Source organism: Flavobacterium amniphilum (assembly GCF_023634845.1).
GTDB lineage: Bacteria > Bacteroidota > Bacteroidia > Flavobacteriales > Flavobacteriaceae > Flavobacterium > Flavobacterium amniphilum.
The window spans coordinates 78,259-96,373 of the sequence record NZ_JAMLJL010000012.1; the positions used below are offsets into that span (position 1 = coordinate 78,259).

The following is an 18,115-nucleotide window of genomic DNA, read 5'->3' on the forward strand; positions in this document are numbered from 1 at the left end:
TTATTTTCAGAAAAACAGGATGAAACGCAATTCCGAATTTGTTCAGGATTCAGTATCTTTGTGTTTTGCCCATTTTTATGCAACACTCAGAAGAAACGATTGAAATCATTGGCGCCAGGGCGCATAATCTTAAAAATATCGATGTTACAATCCCAAGGGAAAAACTGGTGGTTATCACCGGACTTTCCGGTTCAGGGAAATCATCATTGGCCTTTGATACTATTTATGCAGAAGGTCAGCGCCGTTATATCGAAACATTTTCTGCTTATGCCCGACAGTTTTTAGGTGGTCTGGAACGTCCCGATGTGGATAAAATTGACGGATTGTCTCCGGTTATCGCCATTGAGCAGAAAACCACCAGTAAGAGTCCGCGTTCAACTGTTGGAACCATTACCGAGATTTACGACTTCCTTCGTTTATTATTTGCCAGAGCCGGTGACGCTTACAGTTACAATACAGGCGAAAAAATGGTTTCCTATTCTGATGAGCAGATTAAAGCCTTGATTATTGACAATTTCGAAGGGAAAAGAATTAATATTCTGGCACCCATCATCCGTGCCCGTAAAGGTCATTATGCCGAATTATTCCAGCAGATTGCCAAACAGGGATTTGTGAAAGTCCGTGTAAATGGTGAGGTTCAGGATATATTGCCGGGCATGAAACTCGACCGTTATAAAACCCATGATATTGAAATCGTAATCGACCGTTTGGTGATCGATTCATCGGAAGACAATGAAAAAAGACTGAACGAAAGCATCAAAACCGCCATGTATCATGGAGAAAACGTATTGATGATTTTGGATCAGGACACGAATGAAGTGCGATTTTTCAGCCGGAATTTAATGTGTCCATCCACCGGAATTTCGTACCAAAACCCGGAACCCAACTTATTTTCATTCAACTCCCCGAAAGGCGCCTGTGAGTATTGCAACGGATTGGGAACCGTGAATGAAATCAATGTTAAAAAGATTATTCCAAATCCGAAGCTATCCATTAAAAGCGGTGGATTGGCACCAATTGGCGAGTATAAATCCACCTGGATATTTAAGCAATTGGAAACCATTGGTGAAAAATTCGGGTTTAAACTGACCGATTCCATCGAAACCATTCCGGAAGAAGCCATGGAAATGATTCTGAATGGCGGAAAAGAGAAATTCTCCATCGAATCAAAGACAGCCGGTGTAACCAAGGAATACAAAATCGACTTTGAAGGAATATCCAACTTTATCAAATCACAGCATGATGAGTCGGAATCGACTTCGATCAAGCGTTGGGCAAAAGACTTCATGGATGAAGTGGATTGCGGTGATTGCGGTGGTTCACGTTTGAAAAAAGAAGCTTTATACTTCAAAATCAATGAAAAAAACATAGCCGAATTATCCAATATGGATATTTCGGAACTGACCCATTGGTTTGCTGATACTGATGCGCACTTAACCGATAAGCAAAAAATCATTGCAACTGAAATCTTAAAGGAAATCAGAGCCCGATTGCAGTTCTTAGTCGACGTGGGGCTGAATTATCTGGCTTTGAGCCGGAATTCAAAATCACTTTCAGGTGGTGAAGCACAGCGTATCCGTTTAGCAACGCAGATTGGTTCCCAACTTGTGGGCGTTTTATACATTCTGGATGAACCGAGTATTGGATTGCATCAGAGAGACAATGAAAAACTGATTCACTCTTTGGAACAATTAAGAGACATCGGAAATTCAGTAATTGTGGTCGAACATGACAAAGACATGATTGAACGTGCCGATCATGTGATTGACATTGGCCCGAAGGCCGGAAAATATGGCGGACAAATCATCAGCGAAGGCACGCCTGAACAATTATTAAAAGAAAGCACCATTACCGCCCAATTCATGAGTGGTAAGATGAAGATCGAAATTCCGAAGGAAAGAAGAAAAGGCAACGGAAAAAAATTGAAACTGACCGGAGCGACAGGTAACAACCTGAAGAATGTTTCGGTGGAATTGCCTTTAGGAAAACTGATTTGTGTGACCGGCGTTTCGGGATCAGGGAAATCGACCTTGATCAATGAAACCCTATACCCTATCTTGAACGAACATTTTTTCAATGCGGTAAAGAAACCCCAGCCTTACAAAAAGATTGAAGGATTGGAGCACATTGATAAGGTGATTGATATAGACCAAAGTCCGATTGGGCGAACACCACGTTCGAATCCGGCGACTTATACCGAGGTTTTCACAGAAATCAGAAGTTTGTTTACCCAAACTCCCGAAGCCATGATCCGTGGATACAAAGCAGGCCGCTTCAGTTTCAATGTGGCAGGCGGTCGATGCGAAACCTGTGAAGGAAGCGGTGTGAGAACCATTGAAATGGCCTTTTTACCCGACGTATATGTCGAGTGTGAAACTTGTCAGGGAAAACGTTTCAACCGTGAAACCTTAGAAATACGCTACAAAGGAAAATCGATATCCGATGTATTGAACATGACGGTGGATGAAGCCGTACCATTCTTTGAGAACATCCCGAAGATTTACCGTAAGATCAAAACCATACAGGATGTGGGATTGGGTTACATTACGTTAGGCCAGCAAAGCACCACACTTTCGGGCGGGGAAGCACAGCGTATCAAACTGGCGACCGAGTTATCCAAAAAAGATACCGGAAACACTTTCTATATTATGGACGAACCGACTACCGGTTTGCATTTTGAAGACATCAGAGTATTGATGGACGTGATTCATAAACTGGTTGACAAAGGGAACTCGGTGTTGATCATTGAGCATAATATGGATGTGATTAAGCTCGCCGATTACATTATCGACATTGGTTATGAAGGCGGAAAAGGCGGTGGTGAGGTAGTTGCCAAAGGAACTCCCGAAGAAATCATAAAAAATAAAAAGAGCTACACGGCTCAATTTCTAAAAAAAGAATTATTTTAGTCGGCTGATTTTTTTCTAGCCCTTATAGTCTCGTCCCGAGGACGGTCCGAGAGTCATCCTTTTTTTGCTTTGACCCCTTCGACTATCTCAGGGCGGCGGGCAAAAAAAGATACAGCGATCTCGTCTTGGGGACGAGAGAAAACAGCTCTTAATAATAAAACAATTAAAAGATAAATGAAAGAAGAATTTTTGAATGAAGATGACAGAATCCAGGATAAGTTAATGCAGAAAACCTGGAATGAAATACGTACAAACGATTCATGGGGAATATTTAAAATCATGTCGGAGTTTGTTAACGGGTACGAAAGCATGGCCAGAATTGGTCCGTGTGTATCTATTTTCGGATCGGCGAGAACAAAACCGGATGATAAATATTACTTATTAGCTGAGCGTATTGCGTATCAGATCAGTAAGGCAGGATATGGTGTGATTACAGGCGGTGGACCGGGTATCATGGAAGCCGGTAACAAAGGAGCGCACCGTGGCGAAGGAACATCGGTGGGATTGAACATCGAGTTGCCGTTTGAGCAACACTTCAACCCGTATATCGATAAGGATAAAAACTTAAATTTTGATTACTTCTTTGTGCGTAAAGTAATGTTTGTGAAGTATTCACAGGGATTTGTGGTTATGCCGGGCGGTTTTGGAACTTTGGATGAATTGTTTGAAGCCATCACATTAATCCAAACCAAGAAGATTGGTAAGTTCCCGATTATCTTAGTGGGAAGCCAGTTTTGGAAAGGATTGATTGATTGGGTCAAAGAAATCATGATCAATCAGGAGAAAACGGTAAGCCCGGGTGATATGGATTTAATTCAAATCGTAGACACTGAAGAAGAAGTGGTTGAAGCGCTTGATAATTTCTACAAGAAATATAATTTAAGTCCGAACTTTTAATAAAAAGCCCTTAGGGGCTTTTTTTATTGGACTTCTTAGACTTCTTAGACTTTTTAGACTTTTTAGACTTCTTAGATTACTTAGATTACTTAGACAGTTAATAACCCCTGTCCTTTCGTCTTTCCTGTCAGATTTTTCATTAACTTTCAAAATAAATATAATACCGGCAGGAAATGAAACATAAAGACAACCATTCTGATATTTTGATTCTTCCTAAGGATCAGGGGCGTACTTACAATTGCGGCACCATGACGGCCATTTTTAAGGCAGATGAAAACGAAACAAATGAAAAATACAGCGTTTCGGAATGGTGGTTGGAACCCAATTCAGGTGGTCCGGGAGCACACTTTCACGAAGACAATGATGAAGTTTTTTATGTACTGGAAGGCACGACAACGTTTTTGATTGGTGACAAATGGATTGATGCCGAAAAAGGTACATTTTTAAGAATCCCCGCTAAAACCATGCATGATTTTAAGAATCAAACCGATACAAAAACGGGGGTGCTGAACTTTTTCATTCCGGGTGGGTTTGAACGGAATATGCCGTCGATTGTACAGTGGTTTGAAGAAAATCAATAAACACTTCTATACATATACGTAATTAAACAAACCAATAGTAACAACCATAGTCACAAAAAATCCCTACTAAATAAATATCCCGCATTATCCAAAAGCATGAAAAACATCATAATTCCCCTTTCAACGCTATTATTACTCGCCTGCAATCAAAATACAAAAACAGCGGGAAATCAGGATCTTCCTTTTTTCCATTTTGACCAAATCGAATATTACCATAAAGACATTTCAAAAAAAGAGCTTCAGACTATCGGAGCAAAAGAAGATAAAACCCGGAAAGAACAAGCCCTGTTGCAAATCCTGACGGGAAATGTACCGGTTTCCATCAAGGATACGCTCTTTATCAAAAACATGGATATTCTTGGCTTTGAAAAAGACACCATCGATGCTAAATTAAACCCAAAAATATCCCACCTGTTTTCATTACGCGAGGTATTGAAACCTGTAACTTCACCTGTGACACCCGATTTTGGTGATGTTTTGATATTCAGAAGGGACAAGCATATAATCGGTATGGCCAAAATCAGTTTTGACGGTTCGAAACATCAAATGATCGGGGAACGTTATAATGATTCCAATTTTGGTCAATCGGGTGAATACAAAGAATTGGAAAAAATCCTGAAGCAATACAAACAATAACCGTAAAATACAGCATGCCTGAGTATTTTGCGTAAATTAGCACCAACATCCATCTGGCCATTAGGCTACACACTACTCTATTCTATTGAAGGGCTAAAAAAAGTAATATGGACACAGAAACGCAAATTAGCAATTATATCACCAGTCAGCCGGAAGCAAAACGTAACGATATGCAAATTTTGCACGAAACCATATTAAACATCAAACCGGCATCGAAGCTGTGGTTTCTGGACGGTAAAAACAGTGACGGCAAAGTAGTATCCAATCCCAATATAGGGTACGGATCACAAACGATTCAATATGCTGACGGGAGTACAAAGGAATTTTACCGGATCGGCCTCAGTGCAAACACCACCGGGATTTCGGTATATATCATGGGGATTGAAGACAAAACTTTTTTGCAGCAAACCTATGGAAAGGAAATCGGCAAGGCCAGTGTGACCGGATATTGCATTAAATTCAAAGCCGTTAAAGACATCAACATTTCCGTACTGGAAGCAGCGATACGGCACGGATTGGAACTTGGCCAATAAAACCAATTACAAAACAAACCATAACTATTTTTATAACCCTTTAACCAATTCACTATGAAAAAATACAGCCTTCTTTTTCTTCTTCTGTTTATGCTATTAATCTCTTGTGAAGGATCTGATACGTACCGTGGAAAATGGAAAGCCATGGACCCAAGCGGGAAGAAATCTGAAATTAATTTCGAACCGAAAAAATTCGCCATTAAAAGCAGTGATGGTAAAATCAAGGTGTATGAATATAGCCAGAACTCCGTTAAAACGGAAAACGGAATTGAAACCTATGGAATCCGTTTAGACGATGGCCGCGGCTATATGATCCATTTCCCTAAAAAAGACGAAAGCGTTGCAGTGATATTAGATGAAACCGGTAATTTGCTTTATACCATCAGCCGGAAAAGCCATATCAATCAAGAAGACATTTACAAATTGGATTAAAATTAAAACCTTAAATCAATGAAATCAACATTCACCATAACACTCTTACTGGTATCTCTTTTTAGCGCCATTGGACAAAATAAATTGGATAAGCTAAAAGACCAAGCGGTCAAAGAAGGGCTCCTGCTATACCAGTCTGAAAAAGCTTCATGGCATGGTACTGATCTTTTTCTTGAAAAATTTACTGAGCGGGAAAAATTGGGCGGCTATATTTCATACACCGACGGTGACAACCCGAAATGCGTATTTATTTCAAAGCAAGATAGAACTACTGCAATAGGAACCATTACTTTTGATAAGACCTTTGACCTTAAAACGGCGACAACCGACTTAACCGAACGCAAACTGACGCCAACTGAAAAAGAATATTTTGATTTGAGAATCAAAGCATCTGAAAGAATCAGTTCTGATACCATTTTCGCGTACTATAAAAATACGGGTTTTAATATAGTTCCTTTAATCTCGGGAAATGAAAAAAAGGTTTATGTTCTCACCGGTTCCAAAGAAAATGGAAAATTCATCATCGGAAACGATTATTTAATCGAGTTCGACAAAAAAAGCAATGTGAAAAAAGTGAAAAAACTTCATAAAGGTCTACTTGTTTTTGAATATGGCAATACTGAAGAAATAATAGTTAGTGGCATACACACACATTTACCGGAATATGATGATGTAATAACCCCAACGGATATATGCACCATAATGCTTTATCAGGATCTTGCCGGTTGGGGAACACATCTTGTTACTTCTGAAAAATATGTTTCCATCTGGGATTGCAAAAAAAATGAATTGGTTGTTTTGACTAAGGAAGCATGGGAAAAAATCAATAAAGAGCAGAAATAAATACAAAACTAACGTGTAAATCCTTTCACATGAACATTTCGGCTACCCTGAAGAATACTTTCGGAAAAAACGAAGTAATTGTTTCTACCCAAAACAATGAGAAGACTATTGCAATTGCTTCAAAGGATGGCGGATTCGGATCAGCGGTTAATGGCGGGGAATTGCTGTTCCTATCCATTGCCACCTGTTTCTGCAATGATATTTACAGGGAAGCTGCCAAACGGAATCAAAAAAACGATGCCGTGGAAGTTACGGTTTCGGGTACGTTTGGAAAAGAAGGAGAACCGGCACAGAAAATAACATACAAAGTAAATGTAGAATCGGAACAGCTTACAGAGGAAGAGATTGAAGATTTAATAGCGTATGTAAACACCATTGCCGAAATCCATAATACCTTACGCAAAGGCATTGCCGTGACACTGGAAAAATAAATACTTTTGCTTCAAAACAACCTACATATGAATAAAACTTCCCGAAGGAAAAAAATCCTGCTCGTACTTCTAACCTTTATCCTTATTGTTCTGGCACTTCCCGAAAGTTTTAAAATGCCGGTTACCGGCGCCACCACAAGCAGTTACAATAAAGATTCGTTTTGGTATTACCCATGGGGAAAATCGGGAACCCATAAAGGTGTAGACATATTTGCCAAAACAGGCACACCGATAGTGTCGTCAACGAAAGGCATTGTGCTTTACAGCGGCCAAATCAAAATGGGCGGCAATATTGTGCTGGTATTGGGCCCGAAATGGCGTCTTCATTATTATGCCCATTTGGATACGATACAAACTTCCGTCTTTTCAGTTGTGGGCCACAAAGATACAATCGGGACTGTGGGCACTTCCGGAAACGCAAAAGGCAAACCGTCTCATCTGCATTATTCCATTTTTACCTTAATCCCTTATGTGTGGCGTGCCGACAAAACCCCTCAGGGCTGGAAAAAAATGTTTTATTTAAACCCTGTTGAAAAACTGAATGCGAAAAGTAGTTATTGATATTTACGATACAGAGCACTTACTATTTTCTGATTATCCAAAAAACTTATCTTTACACCCATAACCCAAACCCCATACTTATGAAATCATTATTTACACTTTTATTCCTATGTCTTAGCAGCTTATCATTTTCACAAACCGATTGTAAATTTCTCAAAAATTGTGAATTGAAATACGATGACGGAAATACCGGAACGGTTATCATTAAAGACAATAAACATGTTGAGTCCTTCGAGAATGGAAAATACTTTATCAAGTCGGATTTAAAATGGGTAAACGATTGTGAATACAATGCAACCCTGACCGAAGCAACATTACCTGATTTCCCGTTCAAACCCGGTGTGGTGATGAATGTCAAGTTTGAAAAAATTGAAGGCAACGTCATAACCGGTACCGGTTCAATTGAAGGAAATAAGTTTCCTGTCAGATTTGTCAGAGTGAAATAAAACTAAACCAGAATAGCTTTTTACCCTATACCATTCAATAGCAATATGCCTAAATTCAAAACTGAAACAATCATACTTATAATCCTCTGGATAAATGTCGCTTTTTCATTGGCCGTAAATCCATATGTAAGTCCGCAATTTAAAATCGGAATGGCCGGTTTAACGATTGCAACCTTATGCTTTTGGAAACTACCAAAATATGGCAGTCACTTCTTAATGTTATTATTGCTTTTCTCGCTTTTTGAACACATCACGTTCAGTACGATTAATTTTCACACGGGAATCAAATCCTCAAATATCGACCTACAAATCAACATATTGTCATTGATTTTACTGCTTATTTTAGTCTATAAAAGAAGGGAAATGATCCGCAAATGGTATTACCATACCGGTAAAAATGAAAAAGAAGAATCGGATGCTAAACTTATGTTCTTTAAAAAAGGATTTCAAAACCTGTCTGAAAGAGAACTTGAAATGAAACTTGAAAATGAAATTCTTACTGATGAAGCTAAAACAGCAGTAACTGAATTGCTTGAAGAAAGAAGAATGAATTCTACTCAACACAGTAACAATATCAATTAAAATAGTTATAAATACAATTCCATTTAAAATTGAAGGGAACCACTAAAAACCAATGTTGCAAACACCTGACAAAGAAGTAATTTACATAAACCGGTTCCGGTTTTTCACATCACTGATAATCTGTTGGTTTTTTGTCATTATATGCATTTTCACCGTTTTTATTCCCGGATTGATTTTTTTTGGATTATGTGCTGTCTTAATGACGTACCGCTTATTCGAACCAAAAAAGAAAATTATTTTGACCGGAACAAAGGAGTATAAAGAGCAGATTAAAAAAGATTTTCAGGCAAGTCTGACAGATCTTGGCTTTTTTACTTATTCCGATAATGGTTTTGGTGTTGAAATCAATGGCCATAGCCATAGTATTGCCTGGACTGGTATTCAGGCGCTGTTTGGTTACAAAGTTGATCTCTATACTTTAGATGAAATCCGGATGGATGTTTTCTGTGATGACGATATTTTATTTACTATTTCAGAAGAAACACCCGGATGGTATGTTTTTCTTAAAAAAATCGAAGAGCAGTTCCCGGCTATTAAACAAAACTGGAATCTTGAAATTGCATTTCCCGCTTTTTCAGCAAATCTGACACTCCTGTACGAAAAACACAATAAGACTTTTGACGAAGCGATTGACTATTATTATAAAAAGAATTGATACCGATAATCTCAGTAAACTTTCCATTCTTCTTAAATCAATTTTACTCTTTTCGATATCTTTGCCAAAAATCCCCAATTACAAATCTTTACCAAAAGAAAATGAATCCGAAAAAAATACTTACTGTCTTATTATCAATATTTTCAGTTTACCTGTACGGACAGGAACAAAAACCTGAAATAATCGACATTCTCCCGAAATGGGAAATAAATGACACCCACACTCTGGTTACCAAAAAAACTGTATCAGAAATAGTTGACAGGAAAACAGTTAACAGTACTTCTACTTTTAACGCAACCATTAAAGTCGTTGAGAAAAATGAAAACGGTTATATTTTACAATGGATTTTCACCAACAGTAAATTGTCTCCAACCGTAGATGACTCTGAGGACAAAGTTATTTCAAAATTGCAGGGAAAGGAAATACGCATTAAGTTCTCAAAATACGGGGAATTTATTAGAATCGATAATGAAAATGAATTAAGGTTGACCTGCAACAAGATACTTGATGATTTTATTGCAAAAGAAAAAATCCAGAAAGAAAAAGCTCTTTAAAAGGAACAAAACTTTTCATAGCAAATGATAAAGGAGTCGAAATCGTAATATTAAAACAAATACAAATGTATTTTCTTTATTCCGGTAAAAGATTTGAATTGGATAAAGAAAATATTTTCCATCCGAAACATCCAAATTTTTTAGGCGGGGAACCTTTTACTGCGACAGAAACCATAAAGTTATCAGAACTCAATAATGAAGATTCTGTTTACATTATTAATGCCAAAGTAATTGTCGATGATAAGGAATTAAAAGAAAAAGTAGCTGCTTACACAAAAAAAATATACAATTACAGTGATAAAGATGTAGCATTAATTTTAGAAAAATACCCGTTGGAAATGAGTAACAAAACAATTCAGCAGGTAGATTTAAAGAAAAGTATCCTGAAAAAAACCGAATTTAAAAGAGTTATTAAAATTGGTAATTTGTACAATTCGGTTATAACCTATGTTATTGACGTTGTAGAATAACCAATCCTAAAATTTCGTACTTTTAATTGGTTTTACAACCAATTAAAAGTACGGAACAATGAAAATCATCACCTGGAACTGTAACATGGCTTTCCGGAAAAAAGCGGAACCTATTTTCGCTTACAATCCGGATATTCTCGTGGTTCCCGAATGTGAAAACCCGGAGAAATTAAGCTTCGCCGAAGGATTACAAACACCGGATGATATCATCTGGCACGGCAAAAACCAAAACAAAGGAATTGGCATCTTCGCCTTCAACAACTACAAACTGAAGTTACTGGACTGCCATAATACCAACTTCAAAAACATTCTGCCCATTTCGGTTACAAAAGACAAAGAGGAATTTATGCTCTTTGCCATCTGGGCCAATAATCCCGGAGACAAAGACGGTGCCTATGTCACCCAGGTTTGGAAAGCCTTGAAATATTATGAAGATTTACTCTCGGAAACCAACACGATCCTGATCGGGGATTTTAACAGCAATACGATTTGGGACAAACCCAGACGGGAAGGGAACCATTCAACGGTGGTGGCCAAACTGGAAGCGAAGAAAATATACAGTACCTACCATACCTTTTTCAATCAGGTTCAGGGAAAAGAAGCGCATCCCACCTGGTACCTGTACCGCCATCAGGACAAACCCTATCACTTGGATTACTGTTTTGCTTCGGCCGATTTCATGGAAAACCTCAAATCGGTGGAAGTGGGTAAATACGAAGACTGGTCGATGTACTCCGACCATAAACCTTTAATCGTTGAATTTAACGCTAAACCATGATATCCCATGAGAAAAGTAATTGCAGCAATCAATATGACACTCGACGGGTTTTGTGACCACACCGCCATCATTCCGGATGAACAGATGCACCAGCATTATACGGATTTGCTGGACGAATCCGGGGTTGTTTTATACGGCAGGATCACATACCAACTGATGGAATACTGGCCTACGGTTTTGAAGGAACCTACCGGCATCCGGGAAACGGATGACTTCGCCCACTCGATCGACCGCATCCCGAAAGTGGTGTTTTCCCGTACACTGGAAACAACAAACTGGGATACAGCACGCATCGCCACAAATGAGCTGAAAGAGGAAGTCCTGGCGCTCAAACAGGAAGAAGGCAAAGACATTTTAGTGGGAAGCCCCAGTTTGATTATTGCCCTGACACAGCTTGGCCTGATCGATGAGTACCAACTCTGCCTACATCCGGTAATTGCGGGAGGAGGTATGCCGTTGTTTAAAAACATCAATGAAAGGGTAGTCTTATCTTTGGTCAAAACCAAAACCTTTAATTCGGGGGCCATCATTCTTTACTACCATTCGCACCTGCGTTTTACTGCAGACTCCTTCAAAAAGATACCGTTATGAGAAAAATAATCATCTTATCCATGCTGTCTCTTGACGGCGTGATGCAAGGCCCAGGAGGCCCGGAAGAGGATACCTCAAACGGTTTTGAATACGGCGGCTGGACAGCTGCCTTCGGGGATCCGGTTTTTGGGGAAGCACTGAAAAAGGAAATGGAACCGTCTGATTACCTCTTGGGCCGGAAAACATTCGAAATCTGGGAGAATTACTGGCCCAATCACAACCACTTCTGGCCTGCCATTAATGCGGGTACCAAATATGTGCTGTCGAAAACAGTCAAAGACTCTGATTGGAACAACTCGATCTTCCTCGAAAATGTAGCCGAGATCAAAGCCTTAAAACATACGGATGGTCCTGACCTGCAGGTCTGGGGAAGCAGTGAATTGGTACAGCTCCTCCTCCAACATGATTTATCCGACGTCCTCACAATCAAAACATTCCCCGTTATTCTGGGCAAAGGCAAAAAACTATTTGCCGACAACGCCATTCCCGCTGCTTTTACCCTGAAAGAAAACCTGGTAACCCCAAAAGGGGTGATTATTGCGACATACGAAAGGGATGGTGATGTAAAGACGGGTACGGCTGGCGGATAGTGTTTTATTATTTATGAATTAGTGGCTTTGTCATTTCGACGAAGGAGACACGAGCGACAGCGACTGATGAAATAAATCCCATAAAGTAAACTAATTCTCTTCCATTCTTTATCTTTTACCTCATCCTCCTGCGTCGGATACTGCTTGTTCTTTTCTTTTGCCTTGATGTCTCGTCTAAGGCCGAGACACAGCAAAGAAACAAAAAATCAAGTCTTGGACTCTCGGCGTTCCATTTTCCTTTTGAATCCTAAAAGAAAAGAACTCACCCTTCGGGCTCAGACAGCTTTTCTTTTTACGGATTCTACAAGGAATGGAACCTCGCCTGCGAGTCCTAAGCCAAAACCCATCGCATGTCTTTGACGGAAACCCCAACCCTGAATTCATGAATTCGCGGTTGTCTTAACCCTGAATTCATAAATCCAAGGTGATATTGTTTGCAGAAAATTGAAATCCGGTTTTTATTTGCGGCTTAAATTTATACGCCATGAAAACATTTAACCACACAAAAGAAGACTTACGCTATTTACTATTGATAATAGGCTTGTTCCTATTGCTCCTTATTCTTGCCTTTGAATTAGGACAACTGTACGGCATGACGCTCGTCAATTAATTTTATTCTGTAGTCTGATCCAAACCAATTTATTCATTACACCCATGTTTTTACAAGCCATTATTGATTTCTCTCTAAAGATTCTATTCCTTATTGTTTTCCTGTACTCCTGCCCTGTTTTCTCGCAAAATGCAGGATTAGGCATCAAGGAAAAGGAATACAGCTCCACTGGACAGTACACTAAACCAACCCAAATCAGTTTTGCCTTTGCCGGTGACGATGATTATACCAACTATTACTTCAACGATCTCAAAGAACATATCTTCAAGGAATTCACCAAAAAAGGGATTCAGGTAAGTTTCCCGAATGTACCCACAAATACCCCTACGTTCTCACTCAAGGTGTCTGATTCCAAAGTAATCCATGAAAACGGCGGTTACGACCGGGAAATCCGGTATACACTTGATGGTGTCTTGTATACCAATAACACTTTAGAACCGCTTCTCTCATTCAAAATTACCGTAAACACCCTCCATGACATGAACCAGCAGAATAAAGAGGTAGTGAAGTATTTGCTGGGAAAGATTGAAGGATAGGGCTTCGATACTTCGACAAGCTCAGTAACCGGAGCTCAGCCACCAGTGAAGGATTGAAGAATTTAAAGATTAGCTTCCGTCACCTCGAGTGTTTTCATAACGAAGTGGAGAAAATATATCGAGAGGCACAACTTATAAAGGTTCTCGATACAATTTTAACTCCACGATGTTATGGCTGTCTCAATAGCTATCGGGGCGAACTGACGAAACGACTATTTTACCTCATCCGCTGATGCGGATACGGCTTGTTCTTTTCTTTTGCCTTGATGTCTCGTCTAAGGCCGAGACACGCAGAAATCTCGTCTAAGGCCGAGACACGGCAAAATCAAGTCTTGGACTCTCGGCGTTCCATTTTCCTTTTGAATCCTAAAAGAAAAGAACTCACCCTTCGGGCTCAGACAGCTTTTCTTTTTACGGATTCTGCAAGGAATGGAACCTCGCCTACGAGTCCTAAGCCAAAACCCATCGCATGTCTTTGACGGAAATTGAACCCTCAATTCGTGAATTCACGGTGGCTATAACTTGACTTCTGACTTCATAATAACCGGGACTAACATATCGCAATCAAAAAAAACATCTTCTTTTTCTCGAAGTTTAAATTATATATCGTAATATTGCGATATACAAATATATCATGGGAACATCTAAGACTGAGATATTTAACAACAAGCAAAACCGGTTGGCTACCCTCTTCAAAGCATTGGGACATCCTGCCCGAATTGCCATTCTCCAATACATCATCAAGCAAAACGCCTGTATCTGTAATGACTTGGTAAACGAACTGGGTTTGGCTCAGGCTACTATTTCGCAGCATTTAAAAGAGCTTAAAAATGTAGGAATCATTAAAGGCAATATCGAAGGAACCAGTGTTTGCTATTGCATTAATGAAACTATTTGGAGCGAGATACAGGGTGAATTGGGTATTTTCTTTTCGGAGAATATCTCTTCAAACAATTGTTGCTGACCTTTTTTTAGTTATAACCATCGTAATATTACAATAAAACAACTTAATACAACTATTATGAAACTATCTGAAATTAAAACCATTCTTCCTGCACTGGATGATGTTGCATTCCAATTAGAGAACGGGACTTTTGTCCCTGAGCATTTCCACGTCACTGAAATTGGTACCATTAACAAACATTTTATCGATTGCGGCGGTACCATCCGCAAGGAGAAAACCGTGAACTTCCAACTTTGGGACGCCAATGATTTTGAACACCGTTTAAAACCGGGTAAACTTTTACACATTATCCAACTCTCGGAAGATAAACTGGGAATTGAAGACTCTGAAATCGAAGTGGAATTCCAAAACGGTACCATCGGTAAATATGACCTGGCTTTCAACGGCTCGCACTTTGTCCTGTTAAACAAGAAAACAGCCTGCCTGGCTTCTTCAAGCTGTGGGGTTCCCGCACCAAACACCGAAAAGACAGCCGCTTGTTGTTCCACTACCTCAACCTGTTGTTAAGCATGAAAGAAAAGCTAATCCAATACCGGAAACCTGTCATCATCACACTTTCGGTAATCGTCTTGCAGTTATTGTTTGGGTTTGATCCTAAATTTTGCATCATCAACATCATCTGGTTATTCGTATAAAACATGGAAACAACAAACATTTTAGTCCTTTGTACCGGGAACAGTTGCCGCAGCCAGATCGCGGAAGGCTACCTGCGTCATTTCGCCGGCAATAAAGCAGTCATTTACAGTGCCGGAATCGAAACACACGGTGTTAATCCGAAGGCGGTTTCGATCATGAAGGAAGACGGTATCGATATTTCAAACCATACGTCAAACCATATTGATGAATACCGCGACATTGACTTCAAATTTGTGATCACGGTCTGTGACCATGCCCGGGAAAGCTGTCCCTTCTTCCCTACTAACGCCCAAATGTTCCACCATAACTTTCCTGATCCGGCGAAGGCGGTTGGCAGCGATGCTGAAATTGAAGCGGAATTCCGAGAAGTGAGGGATATGGTTAAGGAGTATTGTAGAGAGTTTGTGGGGGAATATTTATAGGGATTATCAGATTATCCGATTGTCAGATTGTCCGATTGTCCGATTGTTAGATTATTGGATTGGGCTTCGATACTTCGACAAGCTCAGTAACCCAGCTCAGCCACCGATGAAGGATTGAAGGATTAGCTTCGGTCACCTCGAGTGTTTTCGTAACGAAGTGGAGAAAATGTATCGAGAGGTTTTTACCTCATACCATTTTTAAAAACAGGATACAACTTTTCTCTCTTCTTTTATCATGTTGCATGCGTCACCTCGAGTGTTTTTTTACGGAGAGTAACGCAGTAAAAATCTATCGAGAGGCTACTTCTTTAATGGTTCTCGATACAATTTTACCTTCACTGCGTTACGTTAAAATCACTCGAACTGACGAGACTTAAACAGTTTTTCTTTTTCTGGTTCCGCAAGGAATGGAACCTCGCCTGTAAATCCTAAGCCGGAGTTCATCGTATGTCTTTGACGGAAATTGAAACCTTTAATTCATGAATTCACGGTTGTCTTAACCCTGAATTCATAAATTCGGGGTGGAATGGTTTGCGCAAAAACTAAAGTTGGTCTTTATTTGCAGCCTTAAAACTATACGCCGTGAAAACAGTTAGCAAATTTTTTTTAAACATTTCCTTATTCTTCATTCTGTTGTGTACAAACGTTGCTTTCCCGCAAAGTTCAAAGCCGGTTATTAAAGAAACTGAATGTATTTATTCAGAACAATACACAAAACCGAAACAAATAACCTTTGCCTTCTACGGGAATCTAGAATATGCAAATTATTATTTTGCCGACTTGAAAGAGCACCTCAACAAACTATTTACCAAAAAAGGAATCCGGGTTAATTTCACTGACGAAGCCACTGATGAAACCATCTTCACACTCAAAGTGGACAATTCCAAAATCATTCATGAAAATGGCGGGTATGACCGTGAAATATCTTATGAACTTGAGGGTACAATCAATAAAAACAATACTGCAGAAACACTACTGTCTTTTAAGATTAACGTGAATACCGTTCATGATATCAATCAGCAGAATAAAAAAGTTGCGGAATATTTGTTGGGGAAGGTTTTAAAGAAAGATTGATTGCTTGATTGTACGATTATTCGATTGAAAGATTAGCTTCCGTCACCTCGAGTGTTTTCGTAACGAAGTGGAGAAAATGTATTGAGAGGCTACAATCAGAAAGCGCGGATTTGCAATCCGTGCTTTCCAATACTATTAATTCACTTTAAATATTAATGATCATTATGTAAATCAGTATTTTTCTTACGGGTTGCATACACGCGTTACAAATCCTCTATCGGGATTCTTCAATTATTGGAACCTAGCCTGCGAAAACTAGTCCGAATTTGTCACTTATAAATGGACTTTTCTTAGACGTATAATGGAGAATTTAAATTCCAATAACTAATTATCAAAGTAAGATAAAATACTAAAACGTTTCATCAAATAATACATCCTGTAAATCCTGTAATGGTGTCCAAATCCCTGATTTAACTTTTAAATATGTTTTACATAAAGAAATTATTTTTTCTTCACTTCCAAATCTAACTTTGGTTCTTTCCAGTTCGGTCAAACCCTCAAAGGCATTCTCTGTAAAACCATAAGTTGACAAAAAAATGCCACTTTCTCTTTTCTCTCTACAAACAACATTAAGAAAGTCTTTTATACAATTTTGCCCTACCTTTTGCATTGATCTCCAATGCTTCACTTCTACAATATAACTTATAGCTGTTCCTTCTTTAACCATTTCCAAAATCAAATCCTTCCCCCCATCTTTACTTGGAGGTGTCAATTTGACTTTGAATGCAAGACCCTCAAATATTTCGGCTAATGTTTTCTCAAATTCTCTCCATTCAATATTTAAAAGATAACTTGGATCTTTAACTATTCTTTCAATAAAAACCTTACTAACTATTTTAATAATATCTTCATGTGGTAATAAATTGAGGTCTGATTCAACTTCAATTCGTGATACCCAATTTTTAATACCATCCAAATTTAAAAGTTCAACATTTACTGGATCGATATTATTTACTAAACTATAGCATTCTGATGAAAAACCATTTGGATTAGCTATAATTAACCTATTATAAGGGTAATTATATGCAACTGAAATCCGTTCAAGAACCTGAGGAACAAGAGTCAAACTACTGTTTTGAAATGAAACACCAATTCTTTCAGCAGGATTATTTTTAACACATAGAAAATCGAATTTGCTTCTATCTGTACTTGGATTCAATATTGTTTGATAATTGTCTTTAGATAATAAAGCAGATAAAATATCACTGAAACAAAAAAATATTTCATCTCTATTACTTTGACTTTTAACTAAGTCCTCAAATTTAACTACGTTGTAAAGAAGCTTATTTTTAATTGTTGGGTTCATTATAATATTACTGCTTAACCTTTCTAGCACAAGATTACGATGTTATTTTTTAACTCATAAAACACTAACATAAAATTA

Annotated in this window: 24 protein-coding genes; 23 read left to right on the forward strand and 1 reads right to left on the reverse strand. The window is 38.8% G+C overall.

The features are described 5' to 3' along the window. Positions 1 to 77 precede the first annotated feature (77 nt). From uvrA to NAT51_RS14060, 23 genes are all read left to right on the forward strand, one after another. Positions 78 to 2,909, forward strand: coding sequence for an excinuclease ABC subunit UvrA (gene uvrA / locus NAT51_RS13955; RefSeq protein ID WP_250599660.1), 2,832 nt, complete (start codon positions 78 to 80; stop codon positions 2,907 to 2,909). 174 nt (positions 2,910 to 3,083) lie between these two features. Further along, complete coding sequence (locus tag NAT51_RS13960; protein WP_250599662.1) at positions 3,084 to 3,806, forward strand: LOG family protein; 723 nt, start codon at positions 3,084 to 3,086, stop codon at positions 3,804 to 3,806. A 173-nt stretch (positions 3,807 to 3,979) separates the two neighbouring features. Beyond that, the gene (locus NAT51_RS13965; protein WP_250599664.1) at positions 3,980 to 4,387 is read left to right on the forward strand and encodes a cupin domain-containing protein; all 408 of its coding nucleotides are present in this window, start codon (positions 3,980 to 3,982) and stop codon (positions 4,385 to 4,387) included. Positions 4,388 to 4,483: 96 nt separating this feature from the next. Further along, positions 4,484 to 5,023, forward strand: coding sequence for a hypothetical protein (locus tag NAT51_RS13970; protein WP_250599666.1), 540 nt, complete (start codon positions 4,484 to 4,486; stop codon positions 5,021 to 5,023). A 107-nt stretch (positions 5,024 to 5,130) separates the two neighbouring features. Further along, positions 5,131 to 5,556 carry a DUF1801 domain-containing protein gene (locus tag NAT51_RS13975; RefSeq protein WP_250599668.1) on the forward strand — a complete coding sequence of 142 codons (426 nt, stop codon included), beginning with the start codon at positions 5,131 to 5,133 and terminating at the stop codon, positions 5,554 to 5,556. 54 nt (positions 5,557 to 5,610) lie between these two features. Further along, on the forward strand, positions 5,611 to 5,988 hold the full coding sequence (locus NAT51_RS13980; protein ID WP_250599670.1) for a hypothetical protein: 378 nt from the start codon (positions 5,611 to 5,613) through the stop codon (positions 5,986 to 5,988). An 18-nt stretch (positions 5,989 to 6,006) separates the two neighbouring features. Continuing rightward, positions 6,007 to 6,831, forward strand: coding sequence for a hypothetical protein (locus NAT51_RS13985; protein ID WP_250599672.1), 825 nt, complete (start codon positions 6,007 to 6,009; stop codon positions 6,829 to 6,831). A gap of 29 nt (positions 6,832 to 6,860) precedes the next feature. Then, complete coding sequence (locus NAT51_RS13990) at positions 6,861 to 7,262, forward strand: OsmC family protein (protein WP_250599674.1); 402 nt, start codon at positions 6,861 to 6,863, stop codon at positions 7,260 to 7,262. Between the two features lie 27 nt (positions 7,263 to 7,289). Next, positions 7,290 to 7,823, forward strand: coding sequence for a M23 family metallopeptidase (locus NAT51_RS13995; RefSeq protein WP_250599676.1), 534 nt, complete (start codon positions 7,290 to 7,292; stop codon positions 7,821 to 7,823). An 80-nt stretch (positions 7,824 to 7,903) separates the two neighbouring features. Further along, positions 7,904 to 8,269, forward strand: a complete 366-nt coding sequence (locus tag NAT51_RS14000; protein ID WP_250599678.1) for a hypothetical protein — start codon at positions 7,904 to 7,906, stop codon at positions 8,267 to 8,269. 45 nt (positions 8,270 to 8,314) lie between these two features. After that, entirely contained in the window at positions 8,315 to 8,851 is a 537-nt protein-coding gene (locus NAT51_RS14005) for a hypothetical protein (protein ID WP_250599680.1), read from the forward strand. Positions 8,852 to 9,089: 238 nt separating this feature from the next. Continuing rightward, positions 9,090 to 9,506, forward strand: a complete 417-nt coding sequence (locus NAT51_RS14010) for a hypothetical protein (RefSeq protein WP_250599682.1) — start codon at positions 9,090 to 9,092, stop codon at positions 9,504 to 9,506. 101 nt (positions 9,507 to 9,607) lie between these two features. Then, positions 9,608 to 10,060, forward strand: coding sequence for a hypothetical protein (locus NAT51_RS14015; RefSeq protein ID WP_250599684.1), 453 nt, complete (start codon positions 9,608 to 9,610; stop codon positions 10,058 to 10,060). A gap of 65 nt (positions 10,061 to 10,125) precedes the next feature. Continuing rightward, positions 10,126 to 10,530: a hypothetical protein gene (locus NAT51_RS14020; protein ID WP_250599686.1), complete on the forward strand. Its 405-nt coding sequence runs from the start codon at positions 10,126 to 10,128 to the stop codon at positions 10,528 to 10,530. A gap of 58 nt (positions 10,531 to 10,588) precedes the next feature. After that, positions 10,589 to 11,308: an exonuclease/endonuclease/phosphatase family protein gene (locus tag NAT51_RS14025; protein ID WP_250599688.1), complete on the forward strand. Its 720-nt coding sequence runs from the start codon at positions 10,589 to 10,591 to the stop codon at positions 11,306 to 11,308. Between the two features lie 6 nt (positions 11,309 to 11,314). Next, on the forward strand, positions 11,315 to 11,899 hold the full coding sequence (locus tag NAT51_RS14030; protein WP_250599690.1) for a dihydrofolate reductase family protein: 585 nt from the start codon (positions 11,315 to 11,317) through the stop codon (positions 11,897 to 11,899). Further along, positions 11,896 to 12,489: a dihydrofolate reductase family protein gene (locus NAT51_RS14035; RefSeq protein WP_250599691.1), complete on the forward strand. Its 594-nt coding sequence runs from the start codon at positions 11,896 to 11,898 to the stop codon at positions 12,487 to 12,489. The genes NAT51_RS14030 and NAT51_RS14035 overlap by 4 nt, the downstream gene beginning before the upstream one ends. A gap of 654 nt (positions 12,490 to 13,143) precedes the next feature. Next, on the forward strand, positions 13,144 to 13,635 hold the full coding sequence (locus tag NAT51_RS14040; protein WP_250599693.1) for a hypothetical protein: 492 nt from the start codon (positions 13,144 to 13,146) through the stop codon (positions 13,633 to 13,635). 634 nt (positions 13,636 to 14,269) lie between these two features. Next, positions 14,270 to 14,599 (forward strand): ArsR/SmtB family transcription factor, encoded by a 330-nt coding sequence (locus NAT51_RS14045; protein WP_250599695.1) that lies wholly within the window; start codon positions 14,270 to 14,272, stop codon positions 14,597 to 14,599. A gap of 57 nt (positions 14,600 to 14,656) precedes the next feature. Next, positions 14,657 to 15,106, forward strand: coding sequence for a DUF6428 family protein (locus NAT51_RS14050; protein WP_250599697.1), 450 nt, complete (start codon positions 14,657 to 14,659; stop codon positions 15,104 to 15,106). A gap of 2 nt (positions 15,107 to 15,108) precedes the next feature. Next, positions 15,109 to 15,234 (forward strand): hypothetical protein, encoded by a 126-nt coding sequence (locus tag NAT51_RS19695; RefSeq protein ID WP_262921817.1) that lies wholly within the window; start codon positions 15,109 to 15,111, stop codon positions 15,232 to 15,234. A 3-nt stretch (positions 15,235 to 15,237) separates the two neighbouring features. Beyond that, positions 15,238 to 15,657: an arsenate reductase ArsC gene (locus NAT51_RS14055; RefSeq protein ID WP_250599699.1), complete on the forward strand. Its 420-nt coding sequence runs from the start codon at positions 15,238 to 15,240 to the stop codon at positions 15,655 to 15,657. Positions 15,658 to 16,239: 582 nt separating this feature from the next. After that, positions 16,240 to 16,731: a hypothetical protein gene (locus tag NAT51_RS14060; RefSeq protein WP_250599700.1), complete on the forward strand. Its 492-nt coding sequence runs from the start codon at positions 16,240 to 16,242 to the stop codon at positions 16,729 to 16,731. A gap of 349 nt (positions 16,732 to 17,080) precedes the next feature. Here NAT51_RS14060 and NAT51_RS14065 read toward each other — a convergent pair whose 3' ends face one another. Beyond that, on the reverse strand, positions 17,081 to 18,037 hold the full coding sequence (locus tag NAT51_RS14065) for a restriction endonuclease (RefSeq protein WP_250599702.1): 957 nt from the start codon (positions 18,035 to 18,037) through the stop codon (positions 17,081 to 17,083). Between the last annotated feature and the right edge of the window lie 78 nt (positions 18,038 to 18,115).